The sequence below is a fragment of the Allohahella sp. A8 genome, from assembly GCF_047946665.1.
GTDB lineage: Bacteria > Pseudomonadota > Gammaproteobacteria > Pseudomonadales > Oleiphilaceae > Allohahella.
In genome coordinates this window covers 3,203,504-3,220,987 of sequence record NZ_CP172312.1, presented here as the reverse complement: position 1 = coordinate 3,220,987, position 17,484 = coordinate 3,203,504, and the positions used below count along the sequence as shown (strand labels likewise).

General features: G+C 56.0%; 19 protein-coding genes. 5 read left to right on the top strand and 14 right to left on the bottom strand.

All coding sequences use genetic code 11. The annotated features are described in order from the left end of the window. The first annotated feature begins 10 nt into the window (after positions 1–10). Both pstB and phoU read left to right on the top strand, forming a co-directional pair. Positions 11–781, top strand: coding sequence for a phosphate ABC transporter ATP-binding protein PstB (pstB, locus tag ACH3PB_RS14420; RefSeq protein WP_416399468.1), 771 nt, complete (start codon positions 11–13; stop codon positions 779–781). Between the two features lie 29 nt (positions 782–810). Beyond that, a complete protein-coding gene (gene phoU / locus ACH3PB_RS14415) occupies positions 811–1,536 on the top strand; it encodes a phosphate signaling complex protein PhoU (protein WP_416395985.1) in 726 nt (241 codons plus the stop codon). Positions 1,537–1,547: 11 nt separating this feature from the next. Here phoU and ACH3PB_RS14410 read toward each other — a convergent pair whose 3' ends face one another. The 7 genes from ACH3PB_RS14410 to ACH3PB_RS14380 form a co-directional block, all read right to left on the bottom strand. Beyond that, positions 1,548–1,916: a histidine triad nucleotide-binding protein gene (locus tag ACH3PB_RS14410; RefSeq protein WP_416395984.1), complete on the bottom strand. Its 369-nt coding sequence runs from the start codon at positions 1,914–1,916 to the stop codon at positions 1,548–1,550. A gap of 32 nt (positions 1,917–1,948) precedes the next feature. Further along, positions 1,949–3,430 (bottom strand): FAD-dependent oxidoreductase, encoded by a 1,482-nt coding sequence (locus ACH3PB_RS14405; protein WP_416395982.1) that lies wholly within the window; start codon positions 3,428–3,430, stop codon positions 1,949–1,951. A 40-nt stretch (positions 3,431–3,470) separates the two neighbouring features. Continuing rightward, complete coding sequence (locus ACH3PB_RS14400) at positions 3,471–3,986, bottom strand: aminoacyl-tRNA deacylase (protein WP_416395980.1); 516 nt, start codon at positions 3,984–3,986, stop codon at positions 3,471–3,473. A gap of 183 nt (positions 3,987–4,169) precedes the next feature. Continuing rightward, positions 4,170–5,651: a sialate O-acetylesterase gene (locus ACH3PB_RS14395; RefSeq protein WP_416395978.1), complete on the bottom strand. Its 1,482-nt coding sequence runs from the start codon at positions 5,649–5,651 to the stop codon at positions 4,170–4,172. A gap of 288 nt (positions 5,652–5,939) precedes the next feature. Continuing rightward, entirely contained in the window at positions 5,940–7,241 is a 1,302-nt protein-coding gene (locus tag ACH3PB_RS14390) for an OmpA family protein (RefSeq protein WP_416395976.1), read from the bottom strand. A gap of 81 nt (positions 7,242–7,322) precedes the next feature. Further along, positions 7,323–8,180: a mechanosensitive ion channel family protein gene (locus tag ACH3PB_RS14385; protein WP_416395974.1), complete on the bottom strand. Its 858-nt coding sequence runs from the start codon at positions 8,178–8,180 to the stop codon at positions 7,323–7,325. Positions 8,181–8,621: 441 nt separating this feature from the next. Then, positions 8,622–9,020 (bottom strand): VanZ family protein, encoded by a 399-nt coding sequence (locus ACH3PB_RS14380; protein WP_416395973.1) that lies wholly within the window; start codon positions 9,018–9,020, stop codon positions 8,622–8,624. Positions 9,021–9,050: 30 nt separating this feature from the next. Between ACH3PB_RS14380 and cysZ the strand changes: the two genes are divergently transcribed. Further along, positions 9,051–9,848, top strand: a complete 798-nt coding sequence (gene cysZ / locus ACH3PB_RS14375) for a sulfate transporter CysZ (RefSeq protein WP_416395971.1) — start codon at positions 9,051–9,053, stop codon at positions 9,846–9,848. Here the strand turns inward: cysZ and phoR are convergent. The 5 genes from phoR to ACH3PB_RS14350 form a co-directional block, all read right to left on the bottom strand. Next, entirely contained in the window at positions 9,845–11,158 is a 1,314-nt protein-coding gene (phoR, locus tag ACH3PB_RS14370; RefSeq protein WP_416395969.1) for a phosphate regulon sensor histidine kinase PhoR, read from the bottom strand. The two genes, cysZ and phoR, sit on opposite strands and share 4 nt — an antisense overlap. A 29-nt stretch (positions 11,159–11,187) precedes the next feature. Continuing rightward, entirely contained in the window at positions 11,188–11,880 is a 693-nt protein-coding gene (gene phoB, locus ACH3PB_RS14365) for a phosphate regulon transcriptional regulator PhoB (RefSeq protein WP_416395968.1), read from the bottom strand. 110 nt (positions 11,881–11,990) lie between these two features. Further along, a complete protein-coding gene (gene ubiA, locus ACH3PB_RS14360) occupies positions 11,991–12,845 on the bottom strand; it encodes a 4-hydroxybenzoate octaprenyltransferase (RefSeq protein ID WP_416395967.1) in 855 nt (284 codons plus the stop codon). Positions 12,846–12,851: 6 nt separating this feature from the next. Beyond that, positions 12,852–13,403, bottom strand: a complete 552-nt coding sequence (locus ACH3PB_RS14355) for a chorismate--pyruvate lyase family protein (protein WP_416399467.1) — start codon at positions 13,401–13,403, stop codon at positions 12,852–12,854. Positions 13,404–13,430: 27 nt separating this feature from the next. Next, complete coding sequence (locus ACH3PB_RS14350; RefSeq protein WP_416395966.1) at positions 13,431–13,991, bottom strand: hypoxanthine-guanine phosphoribosyltransferase; 561 nt, start codon at positions 13,989–13,991, stop codon at positions 13,431–13,433. A 177-nt stretch (positions 13,992–14,168) separates the two neighbouring features. Between ACH3PB_RS14350 and rd the strand changes: the two genes are divergently transcribed. After that, the gene (gene rd / locus ACH3PB_RS14345; protein ID WP_416395964.1) at positions 14,169–14,333 is read left to right on the top strand and encodes a rubredoxin; all 165 of its coding nucleotides are present in this window, start codon (positions 14,169–14,171) and stop codon (positions 14,331–14,333) included. Beyond that, positions 14,330–15,625: an FAD-dependent oxidoreductase gene (locus ACH3PB_RS14340; RefSeq protein WP_416395962.1), complete on the top strand. Its 1,296-nt coding sequence runs from the start codon at positions 14,330–14,332 to the stop codon at positions 15,623–15,625. The genes rd and ACH3PB_RS14340 overlap by 4 nt, the downstream gene beginning before the upstream one ends. On the opposite strand, the gene ACH3PB_RS14335 is transcribed toward ACH3PB_RS14340, so the two are convergent. Together ACH3PB_RS14335 and ACH3PB_RS14330 are read right to left on the bottom strand one after the other, a co-directional pair. Continuing rightward, positions 15,576–17,147 carry an OmpA family protein gene (locus ACH3PB_RS14335; protein ID WP_416395960.1) on the bottom strand — a complete coding sequence of 524 codons (1,572 nt, stop codon included), beginning with the start codon at positions 17,145–17,147 and terminating at the stop codon, positions 15,576–15,578. The genes ACH3PB_RS14340 and ACH3PB_RS14335 overlap by 50 nt on opposite strands. After that, positions 17,060–17,290 (bottom strand): cysteine-rich CWC family protein, encoded by a 231-nt coding sequence (locus ACH3PB_RS14330; protein WP_416399466.1) that lies wholly within the window; start codon positions 17,288–17,290, stop codon positions 17,060–17,062. The genes ACH3PB_RS14335 and ACH3PB_RS14330 overlap by 88 nt, the downstream gene beginning before the upstream one ends. Positions 17,291–17,484: the final 194 nt, after the last annotated feature.

Below are 17,484 nucleotides of genomic sequence, written 5' to 3'. Positions count from 1 at the left end.
CGATGAGCGCATGAACATCGATGATGAAGCGACTGCGCTGGAAGTAAAGGATCTCAAACTCTTTTACGGCCAGAAGGAAGCGCTTCACGGCATTAATATGAAGATTCCCCAGAAAAGGGTGACGGCATTCATTGGTCCGTCTGGCTGTGGTAAATCGACCCTGCTGCGCTGCTTCAACAGAATGAATGACCTGGTAGATGGCTGCCGCATTGAGGGCAGCATCGAACTTGAAGGTCGCAACATTTATGATCGTGCGGTTGATGTGGCGGAGCTGCGCCGTCGCGTAGGGATGGTGTTCCAGAAGCCAAACCCTTTCCCTAAAAGTATCTACGAAAACGTCACATATGGTCTGCGCATCCAGGGCATCAACAAGAAGCGATTGCTCGATGAAACAGTCGAGTGGGCACTACGCTCAGCCGCACTGTGGGACGAGGTAAAGGATCGCCTGCACGATTCGGCCTTGGGTCTTTCTGGCGGACAGCAGCAGCGCCTTGTGATCGCACGGACTGTTGCGGTCAAGCCAGCTGTACTTCTTCTGGACGAGCCAGCATCGGCGCTCGACCCACTGTCGACTTTGAAGATCGAAGAGCTGATTCATAATCTGAAGACTGATTATACGATTGTGATCGTGACGCATAATATGCAGCAGGCAGCTCGTGTGTCGGATTATACTGCCTTCATGTATATCGGAGACCTGATCGAGTTTGGTGGTACCAATGACCTCTTCACCAATCCGGCATCAAGACAGACAGAAGACTATATTACCGGACGCTACGGCTGACCGGGCAAACAACGAGTAGGGAGTGCCAAATGCCCCATAGCGGAACAGATCATCAACACCACATTTCGCAGCAGTTCAACAAGGACCTGACGATGCTGAGGGAGCACCTCATGCTGATGGGCGGCCTTGTCGAGCAGCAGGTTTCACAGGCGATTACCGCCATGACCGCCCGGGATACCGAACTCGCCGAGCAAGTGCGTGACCAGGATAAGCAGGTGAATGCGCTTGAGAAGACCATTGATCGCGAGTGGGTCAATGTTATCGCCATGCGTCAGCCAGCTGCGAGCGATTTGAGACTTGTCGTAGCATCGGCCAAAATCGTGAATGATCTTGAGCGGGTGGGTGATGAGGCCAAGAAAATCGCAAAGATCAGCATCGCGCTGGCTGGCCTGGATGTTTCCGACTCTGCCAGAGGTTTCGTCGAGGTACGCAATATCGGCCGCCAGGTGTTGGGGATGCTACATAATGCGCTCGACGCCTTCGCACGCTTTGACACGGAGGCTGCGTTCCAGGTCATCAAGGAAGACGAAGTGGTCGACTCTGAATACAAGTCTGCGATGCGCTCGCTCGTGACGGTAATGATGGAGGACCCCCGCACCATTACCCATATTCTCAACATTATGTGGGTGCTCAGAGCGCTCGAGCGGATTGGCGATCATGCCTGCAACGTGTCGCAGCACGTGATCTACCTCATCAAGGGGCAGGATGTTCGCCACATATCGATCAGCGACACCGAAAGTCTTATCGTCAGATAGACTGCAGCTGCTCAAGCCTGGGCTTTCGGCTGATCCGTAAAGGGTGGCCAGCCCAGCATTCGGCCGCCAAGCATGTGTAGATGGATATGATACACGCTCTGTCCGCCAGCCTCATTACAGTTCATCACGACTCTGTAGCCATCCTCAGCGACGCCTTCGTCGCGAGCAATCTTGCCTGCGATGCTGAATAGATGCCCAACGAGTGCCTCGTGCTCGGGCTTGATATCGTTGATCGTTGCTATGCGTAGCTTCGGTATGATCAGGATATGTAATGGCGCCTGGGGATTGATATCCCTGAAGGCGAGCGCCTGGTCGTCCTCGTACACGATGTCAGCCTTGATTTCGCGATTGATGATCTTGTCGAAAATAGTTTCAGCCATGCTGGTCTCCTTGGTCCGATTGAGGCAGGTCTTCAGACCTGCTCTGATTCTGTCGCTCCGTTGACAGCGTGAGATGGTGTAGGCTGGGTCGACTGTAATCCTGCCGCCCGCGACCCCATCGCCTGATCAAGGCCCAGCGCATGCGTCAGTACCCGACGCTTCAGTGGGCCAGCCTTGTCGGCGATAGACAAACCAAGCCGCCTGAGCAATTTCAACGGTGCGATGTCATTGCTGAAGGCATAGTAGAACGCATCGACAGTAGCCGTCATCAACAGATTCTGCGGCTTGCGCTGCCGCTCATAGCTCCGCAAGGCCTGCCCGAGCCCGTCAGCGCCTGCATCGCTGGCAAGCAGCTTGGAACAGACAGTCGCCGAAAGGGCCTCTGCATCCTGCAGGCCCATATTGAGCCCCTGGCCTGCCAAGGGATTGACAGTATGAGCCGCATCGCCCACGAGTACCACGGAGCCTCGGCTGTAGCTGGTACAATGCGATTTCACGAGTGGAAACGCTGCTCGGCCGTAAATTCGTCGAATGCGTGGCAATTTGTCAGGGAAGTTCTGCAGCACTTGCTCGAGCAGGGTCTCCATATCCAGCTGCATGAGTGCCTGAATGCGTGTAGGCGAGTCGTACCATACAAGTGATGCATAGGCTGCGCAATGATCGGCCGGTGCGCCCTCACAATCGAATAAGGGCAGGTAGGCGACGGGTCCTGCGGGTCGGAACAGCTGCCAGGTCATGGCGCCGGCACGCTCGGCAAGCTCCACGCCGATCACCAGCGCCTTCTGCTCATAGCCTTCGGCCATCTGCTGAATGCCCGCTTTCACACGAACCGAGGAACCTGCACCATCTGCACCAATGAGCAGGCGCGCTTGGACCGCCCGGACTTGCCCGGCCGCGTTCAAATGTGCGGTTACACCCTGCGGCTGCTGCTGCTGAACCAGGTCCAACAGCTCAGCCTGCATTAGTGTCAGGTTCGGCTGTCTGGTCATGAGTTTCCAGAGCCCCCGCTGGAGCAGGTCGTTCTCGATAATTGTACCGAGATGCGTGATGGCGGAGTCGGTGAGGTCGTCAACTGAGAATGTTGTTTCACCGCCTATGACGGCGGTTGCAGACTTGAGAGAAGCGTCGGGATTCTCTGAAACCTGCAGCGCGGTGTATGGCTTGAGCCTATGAGCATCGAGCTCAGACCAGACGTCGAGGCCGCGGAGAAAGCGCTCGGACTGCAGGTTCAGGGCGCTGACCCTTAAACCGGGCGGCGAGAAATAAGACTCGAGTTGTGAAGCGGCGAGGTCAGGCTTACTAGCTTCGACAAGTATAATGTGTGCGGCGGGGCAGCTTCTAGCGATTGCCAAGGCAGTGGATGCGCCAGTTATCCCTCCGCCAATCACCAGCACGTCGCAATGAAGTAGGGTCGACTCCACGACGTGGGCGGGCGAGATGGCTGGTTTCTCTACGGGTGTTGTCATCGCCCGATTGTAGGCAAAGCAGCAGCCAAAATCGACTACTGCTGCCATGTTTCAACTCACCATTTACACCGGGAAGCCAAACGGCGCTTCAACCTGTCTGGGCTAGCGGGGGAACTTCCCCGGACGCCTGCTCTGCGCTGCGAATAAAACCGGCTTCGAGTACGATGGGTTTGGCCAGGCGCTTGTAGTCTTGCATCGAAATCTTGATGATTTCATCGTGCGTGCCGGCACTGAAGGCGATTTCAGACTGAGCCGCCAGCGACTGGTCAAGGTAGACCGTCATTCCAAACAAACTGCCGAAAGGCGGAATGGCACCGAGTTCACAGCCAGGGAACTGCTCGGCAAATTCAGATTCGTCAGCCAGTTCGATGAAGTCCGTGCCCATGACCCGGCAAAGCCTGTCCCAGCGAATCTTTGCACTGGCGGTCATGACGGCCAGAGCCGAGACGCCGTCCACGTGCAATACCACGGTCTTTGCGAGGATGTCTGCGTCTACACCTGTTGCAGCAAGCAGCGACTTCGCGGTATATGCCGGCTCATGCTGAATCGAGGTATAGTCGATCAGATGAGAACGCAGCATCTTTTTCAAACATGATGCGGGCATGAGCGCCTCCAATACACGTCAATAACGGGTAGAGCGTGCTTGCCAACTCTCCGGACCCTGCGAATGGCTCAGAAAGTGAGGGCACTTAAGTCAGCATAGTCCAGATGACGGGAATGCTGACCCTCTTTTCGGGTTACGAAGTGTATTGAAATGTTGCTCAGCCAATCAATCCATTCAATAAAATTATTCAGAATCAACCGCATCACGTAAAGCCATGTAATACCTGCGTCCCATTTCTCGGTACGCTGACGCGCCAAAATGAATGCAATCGCCGGCTCCGCAGTCGTAGCCTGGCGGTACAAGATCGTCGAAGTTCGAGTAGGCCGCGTAGGGCAGCAGGCCCGCCACGTTCCTGTGGACCCCGTCCACTACGGACTTTGCGGGGCCGAACTGGCTGTAGTCGCCGCGCTCGTCCACACCTCGCGACATGGTGCCGATTACGAAGGGAATGGCCGCTTCAGGGTCACGCCATTCTGGGCCACGGAGGTCAGCCACAATATTCTTGCGCAGAGCACTGATCAGTAATCGCAGATTCTCAGCATAGTACTGTACGCAATCGAGCCCCTTGCTATCCTCATCGGAGGCATCTTTTTCACCTTGATGCATAATGATACCGCGCAATATACCGCCGCTCTCTTCAATGGCGACAGCCGTTCTGAGTAAAGCGCGTTGATAGAGACGGGTCTCGTTGGACAGATCACCCACATTGCGGACCACAGCATTCCAGCTACCACGAGGTCTTAGCTCACGACAGAAGCCGGTATCACCCCAGGCGGCTGGAACGAGGATGATATCCTGGGTGGTATCCTCGAGCGCGGCTTTGGCGAATGACAGGCCGGGGCCAATACTCACACCCTCTTTCGAGGATGCCCCAGAGGGGAGGGGTTTGTGCAATGGATCCTCTGCGCGTACAAAAACTTGCGGCATGACATTCAATGAGCGACTCGTATGGGCGCCACTGCTGTCATCGTCGCCTTTCACGTTCAGCTGTCGAATTCTCGGGTGCGGTTCATCTGGGCCGCCGGGGCCTGCGTTTTTTCCACCGCCGCTGGCGCCAGACATATTGCTCTGCCCAATCAATAGATAGACATCGGGTTTGGGGACCGGTGATACATCGATGTCGAGTACCAGCCGTTTGGTAACGGCGCCACTCGTGCCAACTACAGTCAATGTTCGCTGATGGGGCAGTATTGGGCGAGCACCGATCGCGAGTCTTAGTGTCAACTCCACATCGCGTACGGGGTTGGTTTCGGTACCTGGCACCACCATGGTTTCGGAGAGCGCAATGGACAGGTCCTCCAGATCGACCGCACGGCCTTCTACACTCAACGACACGGACTTATCAAAGCCTTCAAGAAACTGCGTGCTGATGAGTGTTTTGCTCGCAGTACCTTCAGTGATCGCTACGGGCGTGCCGGGCGCGGCGCCTGTAAGTAGCAGTTCGAAATCAGGTTCACCTGCGGGTGCTGATGGTGTCGTTGGTTGCGACGGTGCAGTGGGCACAATGGGTGTGGAAGGGGCTGCAGGGGTGCCCGGCTCGCCGGTTGATTTGTCCGTAACGCTTGAGCTTCCGTCGCATGCCGTGAGGAATAGCGCCATGCTCACCGTCGCAAGAAAGCGGGCCCTGTTAACCGTAAATGCTGAGTAGATCGTCTGAAACTGCATGACTTCAGTATGTATCCTGGGTGTGGTGGAGAGGCTTATGACCCCACTACGTGCCGAACGTCGCTGTTCAGAGCACACTTGCGCCCCTGGAGTCCTGCCCAGGTGACGGGATTCTACCTGATTGTGCGCAAAACGTACAATTATGGACAAATCCTTACGCATTTTCACATTTGGAAGGTGATCTGTCTCTCGACCTTTCGGCGTAAGGTGCCTCCGCAGTAGTCCTAAGCGGAACAAAAAAAGGGCCGCAATGCGGCCCTCTTGACGTCGCGCCCGTAGCGCGGCGGGTTATTCCACCTCTTTCTGTATGCTGCCTTGGGCAGTTACGACGACCCTGCGGTTGGCCGCTCGACCAGCATTGGTGCTGTTGTCAGCCATGGGCCGTGCTTCGCCATAGCCTACTGACGTAACGCGGGAAGGTGAGATGCCGTATTCCTGGACGACACGATCACGTACAGCTTTGGCGCGGCGCTCGGACAGTTTCTGGTTATAATCAGCTTCACCCGTGCTGTCCGAGTGGCCTTCGATGGTGACCTTGGCTTCCGGATAACGCTTCAGGAACTCAGCGAGTGCCTCGATTTCAGGCAGATCGGCATCGGGTAGAATGGCTGAGTTGAGCGGGAAGGTGACTCTCAGTTTGGTTTCGACACCTTCGACCGCGAAGATCCGGCAGCCTGCTTCGTCAACCTTTGCGCCTTCAGCGGTGTCAGGACACTCGTCCTTACCATCAGCCACACCATCTTTGTCCTGGTCGAGTGGGCAGCCCTTGTCATCGACCTTTGCGCCTTCTGGTGTGTTGGGGCATTCGTCGTCCTCATCCTTTACGCCGTCGTTGTCGCTATCTTCGGTGACCGCGCAACCTGTTTCGTCGACTTCAGCGCCTTCTTCAGTGTTGGGGCACTCGTCGACATCATTGGCTACGCCATCGTTGTCATCGTCTCCAATCACCTCACAGCCTACTTCGTCGACTTCGGTTCCCGCTGGGGTATTGGCGCATTCATCATCGGTGTCTATCACGCCGTCGCCATCGCTATCCTGCATTGCACGCGACTTGGCGCCGAAAAGATAATTCAGCGACAGTGTGACCGCTGCATTCATTGACTCGGTGCGCTCCGTGTAAATCGAGCGTGCATCCATTCTCAAATCGGTGAAATCATCAATTTCATGTTTGATGCCCACCCCGGCGTTGTACATGGTTTCATGTTCATTATCAGCGTTCTTGATCTGATACGCCTGATGACCGGCACCGACTACGAGGTAGGGCTTCATGACATAGTCGCCACTAAACGTATAGAGCGCGTCGAGTCGCAACTGATTGCGGTCGATGTCCTCGCTTCTGTCGTCGCGGCCTGTATCCATAGCACTGCCAACGAATTCGAGTGCCCAGGTGTTGCTGAAGTTGTAGCCGAAGCCGAGGCCATACTCAGGGCGGTTCTCAAGGTTCAGCTCGTTGTCGAACCAGTGATAACCAACTTGCCCAGTAAGGTAGGCACCGACATCTGAGTCGCGTGCCTGAACGGCTGGCGCCAGCGACGCAATACAGGTGGATAGGGCGACTGCGGTTGCTGCAGTCTTCAGGCGTATGATCATGGCGAGATCCTTTTTTGTTGATTTTCTAATGTATTGCAGCTTTACGTTAGCGCAGGCGAGCTGTATTGCCAGCAGCCAGCTTTAAGCCGCAGACTGCTTCTGATAAATGTGAACATCTCTTTGCGGATACGGGATGCTGATATCCATTGCATCGAATGTTCGCTTCACGTTTTCCATCATGGCGAAGTAGACGCCCCAGTAGTCCGGCGTGTTTACCCAGACCCGAACCGTAAAATTGACTGAACTGTCTCCGAGTTCCGAAAGCACGACGAGCGGAGCCGGATCCTTCAGGATGCGTTCGTCCTTGTCGATCAGGGCATTGAGCTGCTGCTTGGTGAGCGTGATGTCGTCGTCGTAGCTGATGCCAAACTTGAAATCGACCCGGCGCGTCGGCTCGACATTGATATTGACGATAGGGTCGGTCACAAGTGAAGAGTTCGGAATGATGACGCGGCGGTTATCGAAGGTCGTCATCACAGTGGTAAATATCTGGATCTCTTTGACGACGCCGCTGTGTCCCGCGCCCTCGATTACGTCACCAACCCGAAAGGGTTTGAATATCAGAATGATAACGCCACTGGCAAAATTGGACAGGTTCCCCTGCAAAGCCAGGCCAATAGCGAGACCGACTGCACCAAGCACGGCAATGAAGGAGGTCGTTGCGATGCCTATCATCGAAGCAACGCTCACTAGCAGCAGTGCCTTCAGCACGACTGAGCCGAGCGATAGCACAAACTGGCTTAGGGTTGGATCGAAGCGTTTGGCCAGGCGCGCCCTGAACAGACCGAGAATATGGTTGATGATCCAGAGGCCGATGATCAGTGTCAGAAGGGCCAGGAGAAGCTGAGGGATGTAAGCTATCGCAAGTTCGATGGCGTGATCGAGGTGTGGCTGAATATTGTCCATGATGTCCCAGTAATACTTGAGGTCATGAGACAATATAGACGCTGTTTACAAAAAACGTAATGAATTCAAACAAAATATATTATTTGCTTACGAGCCTGAATTTCAGGCACAACGGAAAAGGGGATGCCACTGGCATCCCCTCAGAAGTCATTCCCTCAAGCGCACATCCCTGATCCTTGCCTCCCCCCGCTATCCATTTGCATACTCTCATCGAGTGCGCGTGGTGAAACACCTTGCGGGGCAACCATCCTGGCTCTTCCATATTCCCTGTCGTCCTGACAAGAAACATATTACGCCAAATGCGATGACATTTTTGCGACAAATCTTATGCTTTTCACGAAAAATTCGGCCGAAAAAGCGGTGCGTCATTGAATGTCCATATAAAACAGATAGATGCGTATGTTTCTGGTCCTTTGCAGATCACCCAAACAGGGTAATTTTTCAGTCAGGACCTACGCTGCTGTAAGAGATCTCTTACAGCTTTTGCCCGCGAGTATTTCGCAGCCTTGCTGCGGCCAGACCGGCAAGTATGCCAAGACCATCTGCCAGCAGATCGCCACCGCTGGCCGTTCGCCAGCTGGTCATGCCCTGCATCAGCTCCATTACGCCGCCGTAGCAGAGCAATCCTGCTGCCAGGTAGGGTGCCGGGGTGCGCTGGTGGGTCAACCGGCTGCCCACAGCGAGGAGTGCAAACAAGAGAAAATGCATCACCTTGTCGGCTTGTGGAAATCCCGGCTCGCCAGCCTGAGGCATGAGTGCCATTCCGAGGATTACGATAAGTGCGAGATAATAAATCACACGAGTGGCGCGCTTCTGGCCCAGCGCACTCAGTCTGTCTATGATGTGCAACCAATGCTCCTCGGGTGTCGCCATGATCTGACGCGCCCTGCAAAACAGATAGGAATGATCAATTTGAAGTCTTCATTTTCCAACGGCGCCAGCTACATCGCTAGCGGCTTCAGAATTATTCGTCGCCCAGGATTGCGGCTGTATGTCTGGCTGCCCATCTTCCTCAACCTCATCGTGTTCATGGCACTGACCTATGCCGCAATACGCTATACCGATCTCTTCTTTGATTGGCTCCTGAGCTTTGTACCTGAATGGCTGCTCTTTCTGGAATGGCTCCTGTGGCTCGTTTTCAGCCTGCTCCTGTTGCTGGTGTACTCTCAGACCTTCGTGCTGGTGGCAACTCTGGTTGGGGCGCCCTTCTATGCGGTTCTCGCAGAACGTGTTGAGCAGCAGGAGCGAAGGGCCAGAAGTGGTATGGCTGGCACAGCGGTAGCACAGCCGGGTTCGGCAGGTCAGCTGCTCAAGATTCTGCCGCTGGCCCTGGCTCGAGAGGGTCGAAAGATGCTGTATTACCTGCCGAGGGCGCTGGTGTTGCTAATCCTGTCGTTCATTCCGGGTATCAATACGATTGCACCGGTACTTTGGCTCGGCTTTTCGATGTGGATGCTGGCTGTGGAAATGGTGGACTACGCCGTGGACCAGAATGGCCTGCCGTTTTCACGCGTGCTTCGGTTATTGAAGAGCGCACGCATGACCAGCTACGGGTTTGGTGCTACTGCACTTGCCGGGACCTATGTCCCGGTTCTGAATCTTTTCATTCTGCCGGCCGCTGTCGCTGGCGGTGTGCTCTTCTGGCTGGACAGCCAGTCGATAGCCGATGTTTCAGATACTACTCCGGTGATCCCACGCTAGAGCGCCTTGAGCGCGACTTCAGGCGCGATGGTGCGCGCTAGCGGGAATACACAGGCAAAGCAACTGCCCTCGCCAGGACGGCTGCTGATTTCAAGCTTGGCGTCATGGTTCAGCAGGACATGTTTGACGATAGCCAGGCCGAGGCCCGTACCGCCAGTGCCGGTATGGCGCGAAGGATCGGCGCGGTAGAAGCGCTCGGTCAGGCGCGGAATATGGATGCTGTCGACGCCGATGCCGGTGTCCGTCACGCTGAGGATGGCGTGGCGTCTGGTGGTATGCCAGCGGATATCTATCGACTTTCCATCCGGAGTATATTTAACCGCGTTGAGCACCAGGTTCGAAAAGGCGCTATGGAGCTGGGTTTCGTTACCATACAGCCTGGCTTCGCTCTCAACCGACGTACTGATCTTCAGCACCTTGTCGCCGGCTACGACCTTTGCGGAATCCACGATGCGCATGAGCAGGTCATGCACATTCACTGGTAGCTGGCGAATTTCGCTGCCTTCGTTCTCGATCTTTGACAGCAACAGCAGGTCGGTAACCAGTGCCTCCATGCGGCGCGCCTGGGCTTGCATCTGGGATAGCGCCCGCTGACGTCGCGGTGCGAGATCAGCACCGGTGTCGATGAGTGTCTCGAGATAGCCGCTGATCACTGTCAGCGGCGTCCGCAGTTCGTGCGAGACGTTGGAGATGAAGACCTGGCGTACGCTTTCGAGCTGCTTCAGCTGTGTAACATCCTGGATTACGATCAGCCTGTCATCCTCTCCGAACAGGGTGATGTGAACCTTCAATTGCATCTGAGGCTTCTTCGGCGCCTTCAGCAACAGAGGCTCGTCGTAGGCCTTTGAAAAGAAATAGTTCTTGAAACCTGGCTCCCGGACCAGATAGTGAATTGTCTGGCCCGTGTCATTGGGTTTTCGCAAGCCGAGCATGTCTGCTGCCGAGCTGTTCCACCAGTCCATCACGCCATCGCTGTTGGTGAGGATCACACCGTCTTTCAAGGCATTGGTCGATTGCTGAATTCGGTCAAGCAGGGCCTGCAGGCGCGCCTTGGAATTGGCGTGCTCGGTCTGAAGGCGATGGATGGAATCGAAGATCCTACCCCACAGGCCATGGCTTTCGGGAGGCTCGGCAACACCCGGATGTTGCAGCCAGTTTGCCAGACGATAAATCTGCCGCAGGGTCCACAGGAGATACAGCAGCAAGGCCGCGAATATCAACGGGAACAGCTGCCCGCTGAGCAGGCCTATGGGCAATATGACAAGGAATAGTACTAGAAGCGGCCTGACGAACAGCTCAGTGATTCTCAATAGTCACCTACACATCGCGGCCGCTGGCATCATGCAGCCTTGGTCGAGAAACGATAGCCAGTCCCGCGCACGGTCTGGATCAACGAATAATGATTAGGTTCCAGTGCCTTGCGAAGCCGTCGAATGTGCACATCGACCGTTCGCTCTTCGACATAGACATTGCCGCCCCATACCTGATCCAGCAGCTGGCCACGGGTATAGACCCGCTCCTGATGGGTCATGAAGAACTGCAGAAGCTTGTATTCTGTAGGGCCCATCGCGACGGCCTGATCGTTGATAGTGACACGATGGCACACAGGATCGAGTTTGAGATCGTTGATCTCGATAGGTGTTTCCATACCGGCCACTACCGTCCTTCTCAGTACCGCCTTGAGACGGGCTACCAGCTCGCGGGGTGAAAAGGGTTTGGTAATATAATCATCTGCGCCAACTTCGAGCCCCTGAACCTTGTTGTCCTCTTCGGTTTTTGCAGTGAGGATGATCAGGGGAATATCTGCAGTGTTACCGTCTCGCTTGAGCCGGCGGGCAAATTCTATGCCGCTGGTGCCCGGAAGCATCCAGTCCAGCAATATGATGTCTGGCCGGTGATCGACGATGATGGCATGAGCTTCAGTGGCGTCGCCGGCTTCCCAGTATCCGTAATCGGCCATTTCCAGTGCAACGGCAATCATTTCTCGGATTGCGGGCTCGTCGTCCACAATCAAAACAGTCTTGTTTGGCATTCCACGCTCCAGTCAGGCAAAGCAGCTGGGTCCATTACAGCGAGGAAGTATGACACTTTAATGACAAATCCGCTCCTGGCCGGGTAAAACGGCGTAATTCATTCACTCGATCAGCTCAGTGCGACAAGTGTGCCGACAAATACAGCCAGTCCCACAAAGTTATTGTTCTTGAAGGCCTTGAGGCACATATCGCGGGCACGGTAGCGAATCAGGTGCTGCTGGTATACGAACAGTGTGGCAGCGACCACGACGCTCAGGAAATAGGCCATGCCAAGGTCGTTGATGACGCCGATGATAATCCATACCAGCACGCAGAAGGCCTGCAATGCGGCGATGATCATCTTGTCGGCTTCAGCGAACAGTACAGCTGTCGATTTCACCCCGATGCGGACATCGTCGTTCCTGTCGACCATCGCGTATTCAGTATCGTAGGCCACTGTCCAGATAATGTTCGCTAGCATCAGCCATATCGCTGTGTCGCCCACTGCATGGCCTTCCGCCGTGAAAGCCATGGGAATTCCGAAAGAAAACGCGATACCCAGGACGACCTGGGGAAAGTGGGTATACCGTTTCATGAATGGGTAGAGCATTGCGACGCCGAGTGCACCGAACGCCAACTTTATCGTGGCCGGGTTGGTCAGCAGCACGAGCAGAAAGGCCAGGGCGATCAGCGCGAGGAAGCAGGCCCACGCTTCATAGCTGTTGATGCGGCCGGTGGCCAGCGGCCGCTCGGTTGTACGGGCTACATGACCGTCGATATTGCGGTCAGCAAAGTCGTTGATCACACAGCCCGCCGAGCGCATCAGCACAACGCCTGCGGTGAATATCAATACGTTGGCAAAAGCCGGCTCCCCGTCACCTGCCAGCCACAGCGCGGTGAGGGTGGGCCAGAGCAGCAGCAGTATCCCTACCGGCTTGTCCAGGCGCATGAGTTGAACAAAGGCCAGGGCCTTGTCACGATTCACAGACGTCTACTCCTTTGACTTCCAAAATTTGAAATCCCCGGCAAAGAACTCGGCTACTAAAATAGGTTTCTGATCCGGGAAAAACAAGGACCTACGCGCATGCAAGTGTCCATGCCCCTGTAAGGTCGTGGGTAGTAGTGCGACCTCGATCGATCCTCGCGGGACACCCTTGCCATTGAATAATACATCGGCGAGAGGCCGCTCATTCAGGGTAAGCAGCCTGCGGTTACTACCAGAAAGACTGCTCCAGGGTATGACAGTACGAGCGTAAACCGCCGCCTGGCCATCGCAGCAGAGAATGACCTCACGCACGATTGCAGTGCTGACGCGTAAGCCGCAGGCTCTGGCGAAAATCTGCCGTTCGTGGCTGTAGATGCCTCTGGTTTCTGATGCCAGCCTGATCACTCGGAAGCTTTCGGCATGTCTTTTGAGTCGGGCCGTTAACGAACCGCGATCCAGTAGCCACCGGAATTCGTCGACAAAGCGGCTCCGGTTGGTAACCTGGCGGCCACTTCGCCAATGAGCGCCAGCAAGCTCCAGCGGGAGGGATGTGATCAATTGCAACGCGACACTCCGGGTACAGCGTTAAAGGTCGTCCGGATGTACGGCATGAATGCCGCCCGTGTTCCGCCAATAGCCCCGATAATCCATACCCGAACCGAAGACATAACGGTCTGGTACTTCCAGTCCGGTGAAGTGGCAGCGTTGCCCAGGATAGGCCTTACGCTCGTGGCGCTTGTCGACCAGAACGGCAGTGTAGACGGCCGTAGCGCCCAACTCATGGAGATGCCGCTCCACTTCGGCGAGCGTGTGGCCTTCATCGAGAATGTCATCGATGACAACGACCGTTCGTTCTTTCACGTCCTGTTGAGGCGGTACTTTCCACTGCAGCGAATTGCCAGTGGTGGTATTGCGATACCGCGTTGCGTGTAGATAGCTGATCTCGAGCGGAAAATCGAGGTGGCCCACAAGGCGGCCGACGAAGACAACCGCACCCGTCATGACCGTCATCAGGAGCGGATTGCTCGCCGCCAGCTGATGAGTCATCTGGGCGGCGACGCGAGCTATCGCCTGTTCGGTTTCTTCAAAGGTAAAAAGACACTCCGCGCGCTGACGAATTGCCATGAAGTGTTCAATATCTGTCATGATATCGCCTGTCGATAGGTGTCGAAAACACCAGCTTAAATGTGTAGGATTGTCCTACAATTGCGCCGGCCTTTTCTGACTGTCTGACTTCGAGGCAGTGTAACCAGAGTTACCGGTTAAATACATGATGAATGCGGGCCCCTGACCGACGAGGATGGGGCAGGAACGGGAGAAAACATGCGGAAGTGGCAGTGTGTCGTATGCGGATTGATCTATGACGAGGCGGAAGGATGGCCGGATGACGGGATTAGTCCCGGCACCGCCTGGGAAGATGTGCCTGAAGACTGGATCTGTCCTGACTGCGGCGTAGGTAAGGAAGATTTTGAAATGGTGGAGCTGTGAGCGAACAGCAGCGGATGAGTACTCATGATGCCAAGCCGCTTGTTGTGGTTGGCAGTGGTCTCGCCGGCTACACCTTCGTTCGGGAATTCAGGAAGCTGAATGCCACCAGAAAGTTGATCATGATAACAGCCGATGATGGGCACTCCTATTCGAAACCCTTGCTGTCTACTGGTTTTTCCAAGGGTAAGGACGCCGACCAGCTGTCCATGGCGGACGCCGGCAAGATGGCTGCCCAGCTCGACATCGAGATTCGTACCCACACATGGGTCAGTCGTATCGATCTCGAAGCCAGGAGCCTGGCGCTCAGCTTCTCTGATGACGCCGGCCAGGTGACGGAATCACTGGCTTTCGGTGAACTGGTGCTGGCTCTGGGCGCTGATGTCGTGCGCCCTGAACTTGCGGGCTCTGCGGCGTCCGAAGTCCTGAGCGTTAACAGCCTTGCTGACTATCGCCGTTTCAGAGAGCAGATCGATCGGGTAGGGCAACACATACGCGCGGCTGGTTCTGATCGACCGATCCGTGTTGTGATCATGGGGTCCGGGCTTATTGGCTGTGAGTTTGCCAACGACTTGCTGGCCTCCTCTGAGCCGGCGTTTTCCGTAGACGTCGTTTCTCCAGATGAGCGACCTCTGCAGCGGGTACTACCGGAACAGATTTCAAGGGCACTGGAGCACGCGCTGCAAGAGGCGGGTACAAGCTTCCATTGGCGACGTACTGTCCGTTCGGTAGAGCATGCGACTACTGAAGCTCCTGATTGTGGCGGCTTTTCATACAGTGTCGTGCTGGGAGGTGTGGAGACAGAAGGCGAGCCGCAAACGCTACAGGCCGACGTCGTATTGGGTGCCACCGGCCTCAGGCCACACACGGCGCTGGCTAGCGCGGCGGGTCTCGACGTCAAGCGGGGCATTGTGGTCGATCGCCAGCTGCAGACGCCTGTATCTGGCATTTACGCACTCGGTGACTGTGCCGAAGTAGATGGCCATCTCCTCCTGTATGTCCAGCCTCTCATGCAGTGCGCGCGCCTTCTGGCCGCCAATCTGGCCGGCGGCAAGGCTGCAGAAGTCAGTTATCAGGCAATGCCGGTGATCGTGAAGACACCCGCCTGTCCTGTAGTGCTGGCTACACCGCCCGAAAGCGTCACAGGCAATTGGACCGTGACGGAGGCCGATTCAGCAGATGTCAAAGCACTGTTTCATGATGATGAGAACAGGCTCCGTGGTTTTGCGCTCAGCGGCCGTCTTGTTATCGAGAAGCAGACGCTGCTGCGGGAGTTGCCGCCTCTGCATGCCTGAGTAGAATCTCGATACGGCGATTGAATCGCTTTGCATCTGCGGAGTCGTTGGCGGCCAGCGGCGTATCCTCGCCCTGGCCTTCGACCTGAATCCGCTCTTTCGGTATCCCGGCCTCTCGACCGACGAAGTTGGCTACTGCTTGTGCCCGTTCAAGAGAGAGGCGTCTATTCCTCTCCGCCTTTCCCTGATTATCGGTGTGCCCGGAAAATAGCAATCTGCCGTCAGGAAACTGTTCGATGGCATCGATAAGCTTGTTGAGCAGATTCAGATTGCTACTATCCAGAATTGCCGAGCCATCGTCGAAGCTGAAGCCATGAGCACGGATGAGCAGGTTGCCCCCCGGAAGCAGCAGGACATCGGCCTCGGTGGGTGAGAAGAGCGCCTCTACCGCGGTCAGGCGCTCGAGCGTGATTTCTCCTGGTCCGCGATCCCTTGGCGTTTCCGTGGTCGAAGCTGGGTGGCTGACGTCATCGGGTGTTGTCGCGGCACCAGCCGTTGCGGACGGCACCTGTGCAGCCTGCAGGACTTTGAAGGCCTGAGTAAAACGGGCTACTGCGCTGTTCAAACCCTTGCTCCAGTCGAGGTCGACGTCTGCTGCCAGGCCCGCACGCTCGAAGCCCTCTTCGTAGTACAGCATCACATCTTCCAGACTCGCGTCACGCTTGCGCCATATCTGAATCTGCTGAGCCAGAGCGCGGGCGTGGGCAAGATGTCTCATGGCGTTTTCGGCGTGAACCCGGGCCTTGCCTTCGCGCGTGCGGTCGGCCTCGAGCGTTGTCGTGGCTAACAGCATCTCCTCTTCCGCAAGGCGTAGTGTTCGTGGGGCATAATCATCGATGCCGTCGCGTCGCGCCTTATCCAGCGCCTGCTCCACTGCGAGCACAATGCTGCTCTTGAGGCTCGACACAGCCATGTCCTTGTATTTGGCTATCAGCAGACCGACGCTACCGGGGCTGAGTTTAGCTGTTCTGGAAAAGGCGTCAGCCATAGTTTCAAGCTGTTCTTCAGCTGCGAGAAACTCGGATTTTCGGGAGGTATCTGCACCAGACTTTACCGCCAACATACGTTGGTCGATAAGCGCTGGCGCGGCGGCGGCGAAGCCTTCAGCCTGCTGACGCGCTGTTGACAGCTTGGTGAGTCCCCGGATAGCAAGCGACTCCCTTTCGGCGCTTGTTTGCGCTTTCTGAGCCAGGACATATTTCGCCTCGGCTTGCGAAAAGTCGTCGGCGGCCATGATCGAAGCCTGCACCGGCGACAGCTCGCGAGCAGCGGTCAGCTCACGATACAGCTGCGCAATCGCTGAGTCCGGTGCGCTTGTGACTGGCGCTGCGGTCGTCAGATCTGGCGTCGACGCACAGCTGGCAATGAGCAGAGTGAGGCCTAGCCCCAGTGTTCGAAGCGTGATCAGCGGAGCGCGTAATGCAGCACCAGCGTTCAGTACGTTTGCTCCTTCACAGATGAGCCGGCAGAAATCCTGGCGGATTGTGCAAGTTCGTGGGCCTTGTTCAGACAGGTCTTGCACAAGCAGTTCGGCCCTTCCTCAGGGCTGCTGCTGACGGCAGTGAAAGGTTGCGGCAAGCGTGGCTCGCTGAAGCACCAGCACACCGATCGGCCGTCTTCAATATCACAGCGACTCGCCTTGTTGCATTTCGGACAATTATGCATCATCAACCTCCACGAACATGAACCTGGCAGAATCCTGGCGAAGCGCTGGCCAGAAGCCAGTCGGAGGCGGGTCCGAGCGCGGGCGCATCAACCCTTGAGTATAGCGCCACCTTGTTGCACTGCTTGCGCCGCAGTCCGTTCATTATGCATTATGTGACGCTTTTGGCCTAATGGCGAAAGCGTTCGCCAGGGCC

Excerpts from the sequence above, each read along its gene's own strand:
- ACH3PB_RS14380 (WP_416395973.1), bottom strand. The coding sequence starts at position 9,020 with ATGGCGACACCCGAGGAGCATTGGTTGCACATCATAGACAGACTGAGT.
- pstB (WP_416399468.1), top strand. The coding sequence starts at position 11 with ATGAACATCGATGATGAAGCGACTGCGCTGGAAGTAAAGGATCTCAAA.
- ACH3PB_RS14405 (WP_416395982.1), bottom strand. The coding sequence starts at position 3,430 with ATGGCAGCAGTAGTCGATTTTGGCTGCTGCTTTGCCTACAATCGGGCG.
- rd (WP_416395964.1), top strand. The coding sequence starts at position 14,169 with ATGCGGAAGTGGCAGTGTGTCGTATGCGGATTGATCTATGACGAGGCG.
- phoU (WP_416395985.1), top strand. The coding sequence starts at position 811 with ATGCCCCATAGCGGAACAGATCATCAACACCACATTTCGCAGCAGTTC.
- ACH3PB_RS14390 (WP_416395976.1), bottom strand. The coding sequence starts at position 7,241 with ATGATCATACGCCTGAAGACTGCAGCAACCGCAGTCGCCCTATCCACC.
- ACH3PB_RS14350 (WP_416395966.1), bottom strand. The coding sequence starts at position 13,991 with ATGACAGATATTGAACACTTCATGGCAATTCGTCAGCGCGCGGAGTGT.
- ACH3PB_RS14400 (WP_416395980.1), bottom strand. The coding sequence starts at position 3,986 with ATGCCCGCATCATGTTTGAAAAAGATGCTGCGTTCTCATCTGATCGAC.
- ACH3PB_RS14330 (WP_416399466.1), bottom strand. The coding sequence starts at position 17,290 with ATGCATAATTGTCCGAAATGCAACAAGGCGAGTCGCTGTGATATTGAA.
- phoB (WP_416395968.1), bottom strand. The coding sequence starts at position 11,880 with ATGCCAAACAAGACTGTTTTGATTGTGGACGACGAGCCCGCAATCCGA.
- ACH3PB_RS14395 (WP_416395978.1), bottom strand. The coding sequence starts at position 5,651 with ATGCAGTTTCAGACGATCTACTCAGCATTTACGGTTAACAGGGCCCGC.
- ACH3PB_RS14410 (WP_416395984.1), bottom strand. The coding sequence starts at position 1,916 with ATGGCTGAAACTATTTTCGACAAGATCATCAATCGCGAAATCAAGGCT.
- cysZ (WP_416395971.1), top strand. The coding sequence starts at position 9,051 with ATGATCAATTTGAAGTCTTCATTTTCCAACGGCGCCAGCTACATCGCT.